General features: G+C 42.0%; 14 protein-coding genes. 8 read left to right on the top strand and 6 right to left on the bottom strand.

The annotated features are described in order from the left end of the window. Nucleotides 1-266: 266 nt before the first annotated feature. The 7 genes from AC1XUD_RS17985 (at nucleotide 267) to AC1XUD_RS17955 (ending at nucleotide 6,748) form a co-directional block, all read left to right on the top strand. Nucleotides 267-1,610, top strand: coding sequence for a Gfo/Idh/MocA family protein (locus AC1XUD_RS17985; RefSeq protein WP_483362427.1), 1,344 nt, complete (start codon nucleotides 267-269; stop codon nucleotides 1,608-1,610). A 139-nt stretch (nucleotides 1,611-1,749) separates the two neighbouring features. Continuing rightward, the gene (locus AC1XUD_RS17980; protein ID WP_483362426.1) at nucleotides 1,750-2,643 is read left to right on the top strand and encodes a MerR family transcriptional regulator; all 894 of its coding nucleotides are present in this window, start codon (nucleotides 1,750-1,752) and stop codon (nucleotides 2,641-2,643) included. Next, nucleotides 2,636-4,153, top strand: coding sequence for a phytoene desaturase family protein (locus AC1XUD_RS17975; RefSeq protein ID WP_483362425.1), 1,518 nt, complete (start codon nucleotides 2,636-2,638; stop codon nucleotides 4,151-4,153). The genes AC1XUD_RS17980 and AC1XUD_RS17975 overlap by 8 nt, the downstream gene beginning before the upstream one ends. Then, nucleotides 4,137-4,973, top strand: coding sequence for a phytoene/squalene synthase family protein (locus tag AC1XUD_RS17970; RefSeq protein ID WP_483362424.1), 837 nt, complete (start codon nucleotides 4,137-4,139; stop codon nucleotides 4,971-4,973). The genes AC1XUD_RS17975 and AC1XUD_RS17970 overlap by 17 nt, the downstream gene beginning before the upstream one ends. Before the next feature lie 72 nt (nucleotides 4,974-5,045). Continuing rightward, entirely contained in the window at nucleotides 5,046-5,561 is a 516-nt protein-coding gene (idi, locus tag AC1XUD_RS17965) for an isopentenyl-diphosphate Delta-isomerase (protein WP_483362423.1), read from the top strand. A 9-nt stretch (nucleotides 5,562-5,570) separates the two neighbouring features. Beyond that, the gene (locus AC1XUD_RS17960; protein ID WP_483362422.1) at nucleotides 5,571-6,044 is read left to right on the top strand and encodes a sterol desaturase family protein; all 474 of its coding nucleotides are present in this window, start codon (nucleotides 5,571-5,573) and stop codon (nucleotides 6,042-6,044) included. Continuing rightward, nucleotides 6,041-6,748: a lycopene cyclase domain-containing protein gene (locus tag AC1XUD_RS17955; protein ID WP_483362421.1), complete on the top strand. Its 708-nt coding sequence runs from the start codon at nucleotides 6,041-6,043 to the stop codon at nucleotides 6,746-6,748. The genes AC1XUD_RS17960 and AC1XUD_RS17955 overlap by 4 nt, the downstream gene beginning before the upstream one ends. A gap of 4 nt (nucleotides 6,749-6,752) precedes the next feature. Here AC1XUD_RS17955 and AC1XUD_RS17950 read toward each other — a convergent pair whose 3' ends face one another. The 3 genes from AC1XUD_RS17950 to AC1XUD_RS17940 form a co-directional block, all read right to left on the bottom strand. Continuing rightward, complete coding sequence (locus AC1XUD_RS17950) at nucleotides 6,753-9,209, bottom strand: TonB-dependent receptor (RefSeq protein WP_483362420.1); 2,457 nt, start codon at nucleotides 9,207-9,209, stop codon at nucleotides 6,753-6,755. 96 nt (nucleotides 9,210-9,305) lie between these two features. Continuing rightward, nucleotides 9,306-10,121: an AraC family transcriptional regulator gene (locus AC1XUD_RS17945; protein ID WP_483362419.1), complete on the bottom strand. Its 816-nt coding sequence runs from the start codon at nucleotides 10,119-10,121 to the stop codon at nucleotides 9,306-9,308. 122 nt (nucleotides 10,122-10,243) lie between these two features. After that, entirely contained in the window at nucleotides 10,244-11,149 is a 906-nt protein-coding gene (locus AC1XUD_RS17940; protein WP_483362418.1) for a prohibitin family protein, read from the bottom strand. A 449-nt stretch (nucleotides 11,150-11,598) separates the two neighbouring features. Here AC1XUD_RS17940 and AC1XUD_RS17935 point away from each other — a divergent pair, with 449 nt between their 5' ends. Continuing rightward, on the top strand, nucleotides 11,599-12,291 hold the full coding sequence (locus tag AC1XUD_RS17935) for a DUF2461 domain-containing protein (protein ID WP_483362417.1): 693 nt from the start codon (nucleotides 11,599-11,601) through the stop codon (nucleotides 12,289-12,291). A gap of 243 nt (nucleotides 12,292-12,534) precedes the next feature. On the opposite strand, the gene AC1XUD_RS17930 is transcribed toward AC1XUD_RS17935, so the two are convergent. The 3 genes from AC1XUD_RS17930 to AC1XUD_RS17920 form a co-directional block, all read right to left on the bottom strand. Further along, complete coding sequence (locus tag AC1XUD_RS17930) at nucleotides 12,535-13,308, bottom strand: oxygenase MpaB family protein (protein WP_483362416.1); 774 nt, start codon at nucleotides 13,306-13,308, stop codon at nucleotides 12,535-12,537. Continuing rightward, nucleotides 13,293-13,700, bottom strand: a complete 408-nt coding sequence (locus AC1XUD_RS17925; protein WP_483362415.1) for a ribosomal maturation YjgA family protein — start codon at nucleotides 13,698-13,700, stop codon at nucleotides 13,293-13,295. Before AC1XUD_RS17925 ends, AC1XUD_RS17930 begins: the two co-directional genes overlap by 16 nt. A gap of 165 nt (nucleotides 13,701-13,865) precedes the next feature. Then, a complete protein-coding gene (locus AC1XUD_RS17920) occupies nucleotides 13,866-17,384 on the bottom strand; it encodes a phage head spike fiber domain-containing protein (RefSeq protein WP_483362414.1) in 3,519 nt (1,172 codons plus the stop codon). Between the last annotated feature and the right edge of the window lie 139 nt (nucleotides 17,385-17,523).

Below are 17,523 nucleotides of genomic sequence, written 5' to 3'. Positions count from 1 at the left end.
AGGTATATAAGATTTCTCAAATTAGTCGGATCCGAACGGTTAGGTGTCCTGATATGCTATTGTATCGGCCCACAATATAGCCTGTTCCCGTATGAATCGAAGGTCTATTCAAATAGATTAGGTAATGCTCCGGGTAAACGGACCGATAAAGCCACTTTTAAATTTGATGAGCATTTGGTTGCAAAATAGATTCACGATTTTGAAACGGATTGCAATATCAAATTTTCCTTTATGACTATAAAAACCAAAGCGTTATAAATACGACAATGCAAGACAGACGAAAATTTTTGAAAAGTGTGGCTATGGGATCGGTTGGCGTCGCCTTTGGCGGATTTGCGAAGGGATTCAGTGCTAAAAGTTACAACCGGATTATCGGTGCAAATGAGTTAATTCGTGTAGCGACAATAGGAGTGAATAGCCGAGGTAACAGCATGGGCGGTACTATTGCGTCGCAAAAAAATGCTGAGGTTGCGGCTGTATGTGATGTTGATGACAGGGCGATTCCGAAGGCGATCAAAACGATTATGGACGCAGGTCAAAAGCTCACGCCGAAATCAGAAAAAGATCTGCGTAAGGTGTTGGCCGACAAAGATATCGATGCCATATATACCGCCACGCCAGACCACTGGCATGCGCCTTTGACCATCATGGGCTGCCAGGCAGGTAAACACGTTTATGTTGAAAAGCCTTTAAGTCATAATCCAAGAGAAGGTGAATTGGCTGTGGAGGCCGCCCGCAAGTATAATCGTGTGGTTCAAATGGGTGCCCAGCGGCGTTCAGCGCCCATACTGACCCAGGGAATCAAGCAGTTGCATGATGGTATTATTGGTCGGGTATATTTGGCGAAGACCTGGTATACCAATAAGAGAAAGGCAACTTATATGAAACCTGGAGCCGTGCCGACGTGGTTGGACTACGATCTTTGGCAAGGCCCTGCGCCCAGAAAGCCGTATCAGGATGGTTTGATTCACTATGACTGGCACTGGTTTTGGCACTGGGGAACAGGCGAGGCTTTGAACAACGGTACACACGAAGTAGATGTTGCCCGCTGGGGATTGGGCGTTGACTTTCCCACTGGAGTGAGTTCAGTAGGAGGCAATTATGAGTTTCAGGACGACTGGCAGACGCCCGATACGCAGGTTATCACGATGGATTTCCCTAATCGTGTTTCTTTGATCTGGGAATCGCGAAGCCGGAATGGCAGAAAAATAGAAGGACAAGATCGCGGGATTATTTTTTACGGAGAGAACGGAAGCCTTGACACAGGAGGCGATAGTTACAAAGTATATGATCTTGACGGCAAGCTGATTAAGGAAGTTGGAGGTGAAGAAAAAGGGGATATTCAGGGGCGGAACACGGCAAGTCCAAGCTTGGGGATGGATAGCCTGCACGTGGCTGACTTTCTGGATGCCATTAGAAACAGCCGCCGCCCTAATTGTGATGTAGAATTGGGATACAAAAGTGTGCTTTCGATGCAACTAGGGAATATTTCCTGGCGAGTGGGTCGGGGCCTCAAAATAGACCCTTCAAACGGACATATCGTTGGCGATAAAGAAGCGCAGAGGTTATGGTCTCGCGAATACGAAAAGGGCTGGGAGCCAAAAGTTTAGCAACTCTTCCATTCTATTAATGCATATGGCAGGTTACTCTGAGCCTGCCATTTTACTTTAGGATGGCCTCCCAAATTTTTTTTGCCAAAAAGCAATGAAAATAGTTTTGTTTAACTATTTTTGATGAAAGTTAAACAAAATGTCATTCTATACGATCAAGGATTTGGAAAGGCTAAGCAACCAGAAAGCTCATACCATCAGGATATGGGAGCAACGCTACGGCCTTCTGAAGCCTGAACGGACGGATACAAACATCAGGTATTACAATGATGACGAGCTGAAAAAGCTGTTGAACGTTTGTGCGCTGATAGAGCGGGGGATGAAGATTTCGCATATCAGCAAACTTTCGAAGCAGGAGATGGCGATCGAAGTGGGCAAGATTATCTCGGGGTTATTCGAGAAGGATACTCAGATTGAAGGTATCATCAGCAAAACACTTTTAGCGATAGCCACTTACGACGAGATACTTTTTCATCAGATGTTTAAGCAATCGGTTGATATACTTGGGTTGCAGGACAGCTATATAAAAATAGTGTATCCTTTGCTGGTCAGAACAGGTTTAATGTGGACTAATGACAGTCTCTTGCCCGCTCAGGAGCATTTTCTATCGAACCTGGTACGGCAGAAATTATTTACGGCAATAGATGGCTTGCCGTTGCCCGAAAAGCCGGACCAAACCTGGATTTTGTTCCTTAACGAGCAGGAGGATCATGAAATAGGTTTGCTGTTTGCCAATTATTTGCTTCGGAGTTATGGAAAAAAGGTGATATATCTAGGAGCGAGAGTGCCGTATCAGGATTTGATGAGCGTGGTCAAACAGAATGAACCGACGCATATCTATACCTTTTTTGTGAAAAATGAGCCGGAGAAAGAGTTGGAAGGTTTAGTCGACAGCCTCATATCCGATTTCGGAAGCACTTCCCTGTGCTTCTCCGGAGGCGAGGAAAGGTTGGGCAAAGTTGTGGGTGGGAAAAACGTGCATCAGATCACGAGTGTTCAAAGCTTGATAAATATCATAACCTCTAATGTATAAAACCGATTTACATACAGCTTCAAAAATAGCCGTCATAGGAGCCGGTTTTGCGGGTATGGCATCTGCATCCATAATGGCGTTAAATGGAAGCAAGGTTACTGTATTTGAAAAAAACAACAACATCGGCGGGAGGGCGCGAACCTTCAAGAGTGACGGATTTTTATTTGATATGGGGCCAAGCTGGTATTGGATGCCCGATGTTTATGACAAGTTTTTCGGGATGTTTGGGAGATCAGCAAACGACTTCTATACACTCAAAAAACTGGACCCCGGCTTTGCTGTAATATTCGACAACAGCGAGGTAATTGATATTCCGGCGGAATTCGAAGATATCGCTGAGCTATTTGAGCAAATCGAGCCCGGGAGCTCGGTAAAGTTGCAAAAGTTTATGGCGGAGGCTGAGGTGAAGTATACGATAGGGATGGGAGATATGGTGTATAAGCCAGGACATTCGATTACTGAGTTTGTAAGCCTCAAGCTGCTGCGTGACGCGCTCAAAATTCAGTTGTTTTCTTCCTTCAGTAAGCATGTGCGTTCTCATTTTAAAGATCCCCGACTGGTAGCCATTATCGAATTTCCTGTACTGTTTTTGGGTGCGATGCCCCAAAACACGCCGGCTTTATATAGTTTAATGAATTTCGCGGCCTTTAAGCAAGGTACATTTTATCCGATGGGCGGTTTCGGGAAGGTCGCAGATGCGTTTCGGGATATTGCAGTAAATGCTGGAGTAGAATTTCAGACGGCGCAGCCTGTTACTCAATTTGAAATTAAAGGAAATATTGTAACCCACCTCCATACGCAGGACGGTAGTAATGAGGTGGACGCCGTTATAGGCACTGCCGATTACCACCATATTGAACACAATCTGGTTGGTGAGAGTTTTCGCTCTTATCCCGAGTCTTATTGGGAAAGCAGAACTTTTGCCCCGTCCTGTCTACTGTTTTATCTTGGTATTGATAAGAAAATCAGTAAATTAAGGCATCATAATTTATTCTTCGATGCTGATTTTGAAAAGCATGCGGAAGAAATTTATAAGCATAAGGCCTGGCCGAGCGATCCGCTATTTTACGTCTGTTGTCCATCCAAGACGGATGACACAGTTGCTCCGGAAGGTTGTGAAAACTTGTTTGTATTGATGCCCATCGCAATTGGGCTTTCAGATGACGAGCCAACTCGCGAAAAATATTACGAGTTGCTAATGGACAGGCTGGAAAAGTTTGCGGGTGAGGATATTAGGGGACATGTGGTTTTTAAGCGTAGTTATGCTAAGAATAATTTTATTGAAGATTATAATGCTTATCAGGGCAACGCTTATGGTCTTGCTAACACCCTCATGCAGACGGCCATATTGAAGCCTAAGCTAAAGAGCCGGAAGGTTTCCAATCTCTTTTATGCTGGTCAGCTTACAGTGCCTGGCCCAGGTGTTCCGCCCTCCATTATATCTGGTACAATTGCAGCGAATGAATTACTCAAATTCCTAAAAAAGGTAAATTATGAAAGTGCTTTTTGATGATCTCTCGGCATCATGCAGTAAAATGACCACGAAGTTGTACAGCACTTCTTTTTCGTTGGGAATACATTTTCTAAGCAAAAAATTTCATGAGCCAATTTATGGAATTTACGGATTTGTGAGGCTCGCAGACGAGATTGTGGACAGCTTCCATGATTATGATAAAGTGTTCCTGATGGAGAAAATCAGGCTGGATACTGTGGAGGCGATTAAAGGAAAAATCAGCATCAATCCTATTTTGAATAGTTTTCAACAGGTTGTGCATCAGTATGATATCGAATGGGAATTAATCGACACTTTCCTGAGGAGTATGGAAATGGATCTGATGAAAACCGAACATACGCTGGATTCTTACAGCCTTTATATATTAGGGTCTGCGGAAGTTGTTGGCCTGATGTGTTTGCGGGTTTTTACCGAAAAAAACGATCAGCTATATAACGAGCTGAAGCCATATGCTATGAAACTGGGAGCTGCTTTTCAAAAAGTGAATTTCCTACGGGATCTAAAGGCTGATTATGAATTTTTGGGACGTACCTATTTTCCTGGAGTTAATTTTGCTCATTTTTCGGAGGCAGACAAGGATGTGATTCAAAAGGAAATTGAGTCAGATTTCGAGCAAGCATTGATAGGAATAAAGAGGTTGCCTGAGGGGGCACGTCGCGGCGTGTATCTGGCTTATTTTTACTATAAGAAGTTGTTCCTGATGATTAAAAATACGCCTCCTGAGAAAGTCATGAACGTAAGGATTCGAATAGCTGATCATAACAAACTAACGCTTATGATACAGTCCCTTTTACGACATCAATTGAATATTTTGTGAAATTTTAACGTAATTTTCGTCGTTTGTCTTTATATGAAACTGCGGTTATGATTCCACATAAAATTGAATAGTATGAATAGTGAAATTGTGTTGGTAAATGAACTCGACGAAGAGATCGGGCTTATGCCGAAGATTGAGGTGCATCAGAAGGGGATATTGCATCGTGCTTTTTCAGTGTTCATATTTAATTCCAGATCAGAATTATTAATTCAGAAAAGAGTGGAGGATAAGTACCATTCGGCAGGCTTGTGGTCAAACACATGTTGTAGCCATCCTTATCATGGTGAAGACACGGCTGCTGCGGCTGGTAGAAGATTGAAAGAGGAAATGGGTATAGCTGCAAATCTCCGCTTTGCGTTTTCATTTATCTACAAAGCAGAATTAGATAATGGCTTAATTGAACACGAATTGGATCATATTTATTATGGAAATAGTGATGATTTGCCGGTAATTAATCCGGATGAAGTATCCGAATATAAATATATCTCAATATCTGATCTTAAAAGCGATATGCAGAATAATCCCGGGAATTATACCGAGTGGTTTAAGATATGTTTTGACAATGTTATACAGAAAATTCTTTCTTGATTTAATTTGATGGCTCCCTGGTTAGTAAATACATTTATTGTGCTCTCAGCCTTTATAGGTATGGAATGCGTGGCCTGGTTGGCGCACAAGTATCTCATGCACGGCTGGTTATGGAACCTGCACTATGACCATCATCAACGCGACGACGGTGATTTCTTTGAAAAGAATGACTACTTTTTTGTCATTTTCGCAATACCGGGTATACTCTCGTTGTTGTTTGGATTACAAGGTGGATTTAATGTTCTATTTTGGATTGGGTTGGGAATAACCGTTTACGGATTTGCTTATTTTGTTGTTCATGATATCTTTATTCATCAACGATTTAAAATATTCAGAAATACGGATTCAATTTATTTAAGAGGAATTAGAAGGGCGCACAAAATGCACCACAAACATTTGGGAAAACATGATGGCGAATGTTTTGGTATGTTATGGGTACCAATGAAGTATTTTAAGGAAGCCAAACGATCTATATCTAAATGAAATACCTGTACTTGATCGTTGATCTCGCTGCTTTTATTGTCCCATTTCTGTTTTCGTTTCATCCAAAAATCAAATTCTATAAAGAATGGAAATTTGCGTGGCCTGCTATTATTACTACCACAATTCTATTCTCAATTTGGGATAATAGTTTTACAAAAATGGGTGTTTGGGGGTTTAATCCCAGATATTTGTCCGGCTACTATCTATCACATTTACCGATAGAAGAAGTCCTGTTTTTTGTGTGCATTCCGTATGCTTGTCTTTTCACTTATTTCTGTTTTAAGGTATATGTCGGAGAAGATTATCGCATAGATTTCGAGAAAAGGATCACTATGTTTATAATTCTCCTGAGCGGGATTTGCGCTCTTTTGTGTGTAGATAAGCTTTATACCTTTTACGCCAACGCTGGTTTGGTTCTCCTGCTGTCTTTATTGCACTTCAGGATAAAAGCAAAGTGGCTAAGTGTGTATTACTATTCTCATATGTTTTTGCTGATACCATTTTTCATTGTAAATGGTATATTAACCGGCACTGGTCTTGACGAGCCAGTGGTTTGGTATAACGATTACCAAATCATAGGGCCCCGAATGCTCACCATTCCGGTAGAAGATGTGGTTTATGGTATGCTGATGCTACTTTTTAATACGTATTTGTTCGAAATTCTATCGGGGAAATTTAATAACAACACAAAGAGCGTAAGGTAATTAACTAGAACTCTCTTTCTCCGAACTCACTAGCCGGGAGTTTCGCTTTTTTTGAAGTTTGATTGACATTGAAATTAAGATTCAACATAAAAATATTGGTTTCCTGAATGTAATTGGTAGTCGTGTAAAAATCCTTACCAAAAGTGGTGATTCGTTGACGGTTCGAGCCGAATATCCCTAAGTCAATATTTTGCCACTGGAATGTAGCAGCCATCTTACCTTTCATAAAAGTCTTTTTGGCCGACAACGCCGGAACAATAAACCGGGAGTCTTCTCCTTGAGATGTTACTCTTTTGGATAAATAATTAAGAGTAACCTGAATGAGAGAGGTCTCCGATGTTCGGACCGTTGTATTAGCGTTGATGGAATATACCAGGCTTGAAGTGTTTACATTGACTGCATTATTGAAAAGTGCGCCTTTTATAGAATATCGGTAAATGTTTCCGGCTGCATTCAGTTGCCATATCTTACTGATATTTAGTGTTGAATTGGCTTCTAGCCCCCAAGATTTTGCAACACCAGCATTGGTATAAATTCGATTTAGTATACTGTCATTATACACACTATTGACGCGGTTGATCACATTTTTAACCCTTTGATTATATATCGTAATAAAGGCGGTTCCTTTCGAAAAATCCTTCGTCATTCCCAGCTCAGCCAGGTTGATAAATTCAGGCAATATGTTCGGATCACCGGATTCCAGTGTTTCGGAATGTTCTCGTTCGGGGAATGGATTTAATTCGTTGGTTGATGTTCGTTGAATCCTTCTGCTAAATGCAGCCTTGGCCTTGAGTGACTTTGCGAGTTCATATTGGAGGTTCACTGACGGGAATAGGTTAGACAGAGTCAGGTTTTTTGTTGGAATTACACCCGCCGTGAATGCGCGCGTAGAATATTCGTAACGCAATCCGCCGATATATTCCAGTTTATGATGTTTCCCGGAAAATTGCCCATATACCGAGTGTATATGATTTAACACCTTTGTGTTACTGCTGAAACTGGAATCAAGTATAAAGTCGCCGGTTTCCGGATCGAGTTGCAGATATTGGAACGCCCCTTTTTGAGTCTGACTACGATATTGGTAACCCGTTTCCAGTTGGCCTTTACCAATTTTAACGATATAGTCCGCCTTGAGTCTAAAGGCGTTCAGAGGATTTTTGCTCGGATTGGTGGTTAGTTGCAGTACGTTGCTTCGATCTTGCAATGAAGTATTGATGTTGGTAGTCAGGCCATCTAAGTCGGCATTTTCGATAAGGCCCGAAAAGCTGAGTACCGATTTGTTATGAAAAGTGTGAGCATAATCCAGATTTCCCAAAATAATATCGGTCGATTTTTTGGCAACATTTGAGTTGAAATAACTGAGCTGGCCAATAACCTCCCCATTCGTAAGATCGGTTTTCGTGTTATGATATATCAGGTCCGCGCGTCTGGACTGAGAGCGAAATCCTCTGTACAGTCCTATTGAAAATGAGTTATTTGCGGTGGGTGTATAAGTCGCTGACACGCGACCTGTGTAGTTATAACGAACAAAACTTCGTTCACCGTCGGATGGAAAGGCCGTTTTTATATTGTCAATTGTCGTGCTCGCATATCCAGTCCTTCTACCTGCAATGTCGTTCCGTAAATAGTTGCCGCTCAAGCTAATATCCCATTTAGGAGTTTTGATATTGAGCGTTGCGTCTGCGCCAAACCGTTTGGGACGGTGCAAATTTTGATATTGATATACAGACGGAAGTCCACCCTGCACATTGGCAGAAAAAGATCGGGTGTCTGAAAGAGCGGTTTTTGTTGTGATATTTATAATTCCCGATTTACCATCCGGATCATATCTAGCAGAAGGCGAGGTAATCACCTCTATATTTTGAATACTATTAGCAGGAATCTGATTAAGAACAGTCGCCGGGTCAGTCTGGATGGGTTTCCCGTTGAGTAATACCAGAAATCCTGAAGATCCCCGCATGGAGATTTCTCCTTCACTGTTTACGGTAATGGACGGCGTATTTTTCAAAACATCAATCGCTGTTCCGCCTGCGCTATTTAAAAATTTGTCAGCCTGATATACTTGTCTATCCAGCTGATTTTGAACGGTTTGCTTGTTGCCTTTTATGTTCACCTCCGCTAATCTTTTTGCGTTAGAATTGAGTGAAATTGTAGGGATACTGAGGTTTTTTTGGTTTTCATCTGTCGGCAGACTGACTAGTTGTGTCTCATAGCCAATGTATTGAACCGTTATGTAGTGCTGGCTCGGCTTGATATCCCTGAAATTGAAGATTCCTTTTTCGTCTGTTAGCACCCCATTTAAGAGTGTCGAATCACTACTTTTGAACAACGCAACCGAACAGTAAGGAAGCGGCTCTCTCGTGTTTTTGTCGACCACGGTGCCGGTGATTTTAGCGAAATTTTGTGCGTGAATGGGCTGAAATGCAAATAATATTAGAAACAGAAACGAAAGAAATTTCATGAAGAGTGATGTTGCCTGAGTAATAGATTCTACTCAGGCAAAGTTATCTCTTTAAAGATAATAGACTTTGTAGATTAAGTCCATAAACTAGTATATTCAGGAAATTCCTTTTCGATAAACACTTGGCAGCACGCCAGTCTGTCGTTTGAAAAACTTGTTAAAATGCGAAGGATCAGTGAATCCAAGTTCATAGGCTACCTCACTCAAATTTTGTGGTGAGTACAAAAGTAACTTTTTAGATTCGACAGTCAATTTCTCATTAATAACATCTCCGGCCGTTTTACCTAGTATTTTGCGACATGCATTATTTAGTGTTTTTGGAGTGATATTCAGCATCTTGGCATATACTATCACTTCGTGCTCGGTTTTGAAATTAGCTTCCAAATGACCAAAGAATACCTTCATAGCGTCGGAAACAGGTAGTGTAGAAATCGATGGCTTTTCTCTTCGAAGCAGATTGAATAGTAATTGTATATAAGTTTTTATCACCGCCTGATGTTCTGACTTTTGCTCAATATACTCTGTTTCAATGTTTTTGAAGATATCTGCGATTTGATACTGCGTATGTTCCAAGTCATAGCCGCTGGTAAATTCAAGTGGAAAACTTTGAAAAAGTGTTTCATAAAAAGGGTGATCCAGTAGAAAATCTTTTTGGATCATAGCCACGTAGCCCTTCGGAACTTCGGTTAATTCCCAGCTGTGAATCTGGCCAGGCATGACAAGGTACAGGCTATATGGCTTAACATCGAAATGATGAAAATCAATGTGGTGTGTGCCGGCACCAGCCTCCAGATATATAATTTCAAGGTACTCTTTGTGTCCATGCGGATTGGTAGTTTTAATTACTTCTTTCATCCTCTTAATCCTGAACAGTTCGTTATGATTAAGTTTGTTTTTTACGGCGATATGCATGAATAGAATATGATTGGGGCAATTTTGATATCATTAAAGGATGGAAATTTAAAAAGAAAATACCAACCATTACGACAGTCGCGTTAGCCGCTACCGCTTTTACGTGATAACCGGCTTTTTTTCTACTTCTCATTCAAAATCAAAGGCACATTCCCTTTCCCTCCCAATACCACGATCTTCGCGTTGGAAGATGCGGCCAATTCTTTTTGGGCCTTAATGCTTTCATATTGAAGTTGTCGGTCCGTAAGGCTCAGTGCTATAATGGTTTGATAGTCAGCGATACCTCGTGCTTCCACGCGCTTTCTTTCCGCTTCCTGTCTCTCTTTTTGTAGCACGAACTCCATCTTTTGAGCATCTTGTTCCGCGTTGATTTTAGATTCAATGGTTTTCTTTACCGATTCTGGCAAATTGATGTTTCGGATCAACAGCTGTTCCAATATGAGACCGCGACCTTTGAAGTCTTTGTCAATTGTCTGGTAAATTCGGTTTTGAAACTCGTCGCGTCTTTTGGAATAGAGCGCAACGGCGTCATAATATACTGCGTTGTCGCGTATACGGGTACGCGTTACAGGCCTGACGATCTTGTCCTTGTAGTCGGCACCAATTCCTTTATATATGGCAGGAGCTTTGTCGGGCATAATCTTATACAATACCGTCAGGTCAATCACTACTTCCAGTCCATCGGCTGAAAGGACGCGAATCGCATCGTCGCCTTGAAGCTCACCTTCTCGAGTAGCCGCCGACATGGTATAGTTTTGCGTTTTAGTATCAAATATTGTGACTACTGACAATGGGTTGACAAAATTCAGTCCGTTTTCAAGTACCTGCGGACTCACTTTTCCAAACAACGATTGCACTCCGATTGTGCCTGCATCAATTTGTCGAATACTTGACGACAACAGTCCCAGGGTAGCTATTACAATTCCACCGATTTTGAAACCTGAGGCATATCGTGAAATCTGGAGATCCGATTTGCTCAATGTCAGACCAACAGCGAACAGAACAATTCCAATAATTGAAATGAACATGAGATAGTGGTTTAAATTTGTAAAGTATAAAATGTTAAAGCCTATTCTAATCAAACCATGGCCAGCGGTCAGCAGAAAAAATGTGCTGGTGACATGTTCCTGATAATCTGGTAAATATCACCTTTTTTACTCATGATTGTTTTTTAATGAATCCAAAAATACAATATCAAGGTGAGTGCGCTTTATGATTTTGATAAGAGGCACAATTGAGGTTGTGAATGAGACAGTTAATGTATAAGAGGTTAGATGTTAACCAATGGAAATGTCAGGAAATTTCATGCTTAAATGGACATGATCAGGTACATGAGTTTACGCTTGAAAAACACAGTTGTATTGCAGCCATGTAAATTCTCTCTCAGGACAGTACTATATATGTCAAAAGGTGTTTGCTTGCTCGGGCACCTTTTCTGTAATTTTATGATTTACGAAATGTACCAATAATCTCCATTATGCCAACCGTTCAATCGTGCATTCCTATTTCGACCCTTGATTTCTTAAAACAATTAAAGGAAAACAACGACCGTAATTGGTTCAATGCAAATAAGGAAGCGTTTTTAGAACAGCAGGCCTACATCGAAAACTTTGCAAACTCCTTACTGTCGGAATTGAATGTCCACGACTTAATTGAAACACCATCTGGCAAGAAAAGCTTACAGCGCATATATCGGGATACACGCTTTTCGACAGATAAAACACCTTACAAAACCAGCTGGAGCGGCGGATTCAGACGGGCTACTGCCCGCCGACGTGGAGGCTATTATTTTCACATTGAACCAGGCAATACCTATATCGCGGGTGGCTTTTGGGCTCCCAATTCGGCTGACATGAAGTTGATTCGCGATGATATCAGGTTTGATCCTCAGCCCATAAGAACTATCCTTAGCGAACCTGATTTTATTGCAACATTCGGTGAACTGCGAGGCGAGCAGCTCAAAACGACGCCAAAAGGATATGATGTTCAGGATGAAGCCATTGACTTATTGCGTTTTAAGCAGTTCCTTCTAACCAGAGCCTTTAGAGACGCCGAAGTTTTAAGCGCCTCTTTTTTGCAGGAAGCCAACCAGACTTACAAAAACATGCGCCCATTTTTTGATTATATGAGCGAAGTTTTGTCTACTAATGGAGATGGACTAGTCGGGTAATTAGTCGGGAGTTAACACCTACTCGTTATTTGATTTTGTATTTGATTTGAATTTGCTTTGTTGCGAAATCCGGTTCCCTGGTGACCGGATCGTGACCGTCTGGCGTGGAAAAGTCGTGCAACACGACATGCGTAGCGCTGTCAATACACTTTGAATCCCACCAGGTTCGGGTTCAATTGCCGGGAAAGATTATGAGTCTAATGGCAGGCCTCGGCCGACCGTCAGAGTGATAATCCATTGTCACTAGCTGGCCTCCCCTTCAACAACATCCAGTTCCGCAATCTGTTGTCGGTAGTCAACCGGGAGGATTGTATTTTTCAGAAATTGATCCAGTTTTAGCAACCGCATAAACTTATACACTATGATAACGGGTATGAATAAACGCGGACTTCCTAGGCCAAGAGTTTGATTCACATATGCAGGAGTCACCAGTGCTTGCGCTTCCTTTAAAATCAGAAATCGAAGGGAGCCCAAATGTTTTCGGTATTGTGCATAAAGGTCGATTGTGAAATCACTGTAAGCAAGGTTCTCTATAATATGCTCCTCCCGCATTTTTTTCCAAGAGTCGTAAGTCGATGGGAGGCCCGAAATACCCATCCGTAAACCCACCTGATGGAAAACTTCAAAAGTTTCGGTCTTTTCCGCGGCCGTCAGTTTCCGTTCCAGTACTTCATAAGATCTTATCGAATAATCGATCAGCATAAAAAGAACATCCCGATATGCCCAGTCAGGAATTTGCATTCCACGCTTCTGCTCAACACCATGATGAATACTGGTAATTCTGTCGATCGCAGTCAGTGCGTCATTGTACTGAGAAAATACAATTTGACGTGCATATGCGACCGTCGAAAACAACCTACCGAGTGGATCGGAAGGTAATTTGCCAGTAAAGTATAGCCAGTCAACCGCCTTGTTAATAGCAAATTCAGCGGACGCACCGGCAAAAATAAATAATATGGTATCGGATTTTCCCCAGATCTGTCTCACGATGGAGTCCGGTTTTACAAAATATTCCATTGGCGAGAATAGGGGTTGAGTTTGGTTTCTATGGCAATCAAAAAAACAGTTCCGGATGTATATGCAATGATATCCGTAAACGAAAACTGTGTACCAAAAATCACGCGAGCAAGACGAATATTTTCCAGCCCGAGCATCCGAATAAAATGGAAATATTGCAATGTCTCAATGATGTATGCAAAGATCAACACGGTAAATGCAGTCGTCAGCATTTTCAAATTGGAGATACCTCGTAGTAGGCAATAAAGAAATATTACAACCAGAAAATCGCCACCGACTGGACGGATGTATTGGTCATGAATCATAGAGGCGATCAGGATTTCCGTTAGAAACAGACAACCTGCTAAAAGTAAATACTGCGTGTGTATTGTGAAAACAGGACCAGTGCTCATAAGGTTACATTTAAAAGTACTTTGTATTTCAAAGTAAATTAAACCCAATGACATTTGCAAGAGAGCACTGCAAATTTTTCAGTGGACAGCTAACTTCGATTTGCAATCGAAGTTGTATGGTTCAGCGTTTGCAACGCGGTTCATGAAACAAAAGCAAAACTCTTTTCAAAAAACAACCATCAAAACCCCCGAACTAGTGCGGTACTGTGTGCCCACTTTTAGCCCTCCTTCCCTTGCCGAAGTGTTATCATTGTAGACAGGGTAAGTAACAGGTTCAGCTCCTTCTAACCATTCGTCATGCTTGGACGCGATAGTGGCCCGCGAAGGTATTTCAATATCGCTTCGCGACAACTGTACATTTGCCAGGAAAAACTTATTGCCCATGGTGCCGCGGTAAGCTGCATTTCCTTGATTGGAACCTGACTTTAAGAAAAACACAGGTTTTATTGATTGGCCCGGTGTAGTCGTCGCGGTTAGTGTATAATGAAAAAAGCCCTCTTTAGTTTTTCGAATGCTTTTGCCCGTTATAACATATCCACCAGACACAGCCTCTCGTGTTAATACGCCTGTTAACAGATCTATCTCAATTAATGCAGCGGCTGCAAATTTTTCATCAGCTATTCGCGCCTGGATATACCGCACCTCGCCAGCTTTTGCATCAAAACTGAGTGTGTAATCACCAATGGAATCTGGCCCTACAATTCCAGCCGAAGGATAAATTGCTCTTTCTGTAATAGCCGTGTTATTTTCGGAAATCGCGTGGACGGTACCTAGGTCGTATTGACCACTCTTGTGACTGACGATGTGAGATGCCGTTCCCGGTGTCTTCGTCCAAAAAGTTGATGAAATGTTCTCGGCTTGGCGAAGTAAGTTTTTGGGATTAGATGGGAATCGAGGAATAGCATCAGATTTATAGGTAATATTTCCAGCGCCATCATCTTTGACGCCGGTTTCGTCCGCCGCATTTCTGGTTGTTGATTTTTGACTTGATGATATTGCACCAATGTAAGCAATGGGAACGCGCGTCTGGGGAGTGCCGGTGGTTGCGGTATGAATCAGTTCTTTACTGGTATTACTCAATTGAAAATCAGCCATGTAAATTATGCTATTAGATGTGCCGGCGAAAACATAGTCTCCTGCAGTAGAGCTGTTATTCAGATATATTCTGACATTTGTAAATAAAGCACTTGCCTTCGGCCGCCATACAATGGTCAGCTTATACCAGCCATCCTCGTCTCTGGTAAGTGTGGGTGATCTAAGGAACATTCCCTCCGAAGTACGACCGCCTCCACCTACCAAGGTGCCACCGGATTTCACAAGTTCGCCACTTGACAAATCGAAAGAAATATACGCACCTTTGGATATAGAAAATTCACTCGCAAGAATCAATGTAATAATTGATATGTCGCTCTTCTCGGGAGTTTTAAAGTATCCGGAAAACGTGTGGAACGAAGAGTCGCCAGCTGATTTTGCGATCGACATGACGCCTGATGTGGTAATGAAATGGCTTGTATTTGCCGTACTTGCCGTGATCTTGCCGATTGGGGCATTCCGTATCCCGCGCGGGCCGTTGAACACAACTGTATCAACAACAGTCGCCGCAGTTTCGGTCCATATTGTGGACGGTGTTGAACTGTTGTTCAGATTGTATCCCGATGAGCTATATGGAAATTTATTTTCAAGGATATAGGCCTTATCATCCTTTTCATCCAGATCCGTAAGCCCCGTAGGATTCATCGAGCCACCTTTTACTTCGGTTCCAGCGGGAAAATTCCATTCGTGAAAATAGCCATTGTTTCCGAGTATGGATGCATGTCTCCTGGGGTCATAACTATCGACGATTGCTTCGAAAGTTACGTTGTGAAAATTCCTGTCAGCCAACAATGTACGTTTATTTAAACCGCTGGAGGGCATTGGTCTTCCTATGCCGAATTCATCACCCTTGTACAATAAAAGCTGCGCAAATCGGCGGATATGGATATTTCTGAAACTATACCCATAACTATCTATTGTTCCTTCAAGTCGTATGGAATTCACCTGACAACCATCGATAGTGACATTGTCTACCGCAACTGATTCGAAGGTTTTCGTATTATCAATCGCAACATTCTTAATAATGTGGATGCCATTTCCATTATAGTAGGTTTGCCCCGGCAATGCCATATGTGAGTTGCTGATCTTAAATAAATCGCATTCTGCAAGTCTTACGGCATCTCTCCCAGCTTCAAAAAATTGACAATCAGAGATGATTCCATAGGTACATTCCTTGCAAGAGAAGTTATCCCTTTTTGTGACATATCCGGTTCGATTTAGAAAGTCTGGCATAAACATCAAGTTGCGGGTATATTGCAAGCCGTCAATTCCATACAAGTTAACACCATCCAATTCAGGTCCTCTGAATTCATTGTCAACAATTGTCATATCTCCGACAAGTCGGTCGCCGCGATTGGGTTCTTCGGGGCCATAAGAAGCTTTCAACTCGTCAGTCTGCTCCGGTATCCATATTCCGTAGTTGGCAGTGCCAAACAGATTATTGGAGATTGTTATTGTTTTAATAGCTTGAACGTATCCTGTAGGTTCGAAATATACACCGGCGTTGCAGCGACGGAAAGTGTTGTTCGTGATCGTGCCGCCTACTACATTCTTTACATAAACCCCAAACCGTCCTGAGCGGTCTTCACCGGTGTTTTTGCTAAAAGTGTCATATACAAAATTGAACCCGGAAATAGTGAAGTCGAACCTCGTACTCCAGGTCGCCGCAGAGAAATTTATTTGTCCATTCTCAATGTTAGTGTTATTGCCAAAGAGGCTGATGCGTGCACGGTCTACGGTCAGAACTTTATTTTTGAATTCATATGCAGGTGCGTAACACATTAACGATTGGGCAAAAGATGCAGGCAGTGATTTCATGTAAGCAATTGCATTTACGAAAGACTGATGGTCATCCGCTATACCATCGCCCACGGCCCCGAATTGCTCCGGAGTTATTGCCGGTTCCTGAATCATATATCGCTTTGCGCCTACCACGATAACTCTAAAACTGTCATTGACTGCCGTAGTGTTTGTCGAGTCATATGCAAAAGTGAAAACCTTTCCGTTCCGAGGTTGTATAACCTTCACTACGATAGCAGTGTCGGCGATTCCTGCATACAGCTGAGCGCGAGTTACATATGGCACAAGTCCCTTATTACTAAAAATAATTCTTCGACGGGAAGACTGTGGAGAGTCAATACGCGCTTCGGCATATTGAATTGTAAAGGGTACGGAAGTAACATAAGCAAATTGACTTCGATCATGTGTGTCTTTACTTCCCCTTAAGAGAATGAATTCATGGTCGTTGGATTCTTTGACGAACTTGCCTTTTACAGTATATGACACAGACGGCTTGTTTGGAGAGAGTGTGGTGCCCACATAATCCCGGTAAGAACCACCTGTTTGCTTGAATCCTTCCGGCGTTACCAGTTTCAAACTAAACGAATACTGATCCTTGAAAATAAATACAGTGTTCGTCGGGAAATCGAGCAGATCGGCGGTTATTGTAAATTCCACTTCTTCATCAAGGCCTACGCTGGATGCATTTGTCTTGATCGTGAATTTAATTGGATCTGCGGCCTGTACATTCGAAAATGCGAACTGCAGGACGAGAAAAAAATAAATTGAAAGGAAAGTAAAATTCTTAATCATAACGGGAGGGTTTTCATGAACTAGTGGCAAGGTGTTAATAAAACTAATTCTATCCAGATATGCAAGTCAATCTTAGTTTACGGATGGGAGCGACTCTGAGATATATCGATTTGCAGTCGAAATTTCAAAGTCAAGATTA

The sequence above is a fragment of the Dyadobacter sp. HNCC25DJ184 genome, from assembly GCF_056895215.1.
This window is presented reverse-complemented; position numbering and strand designations above follow the sequence as displayed.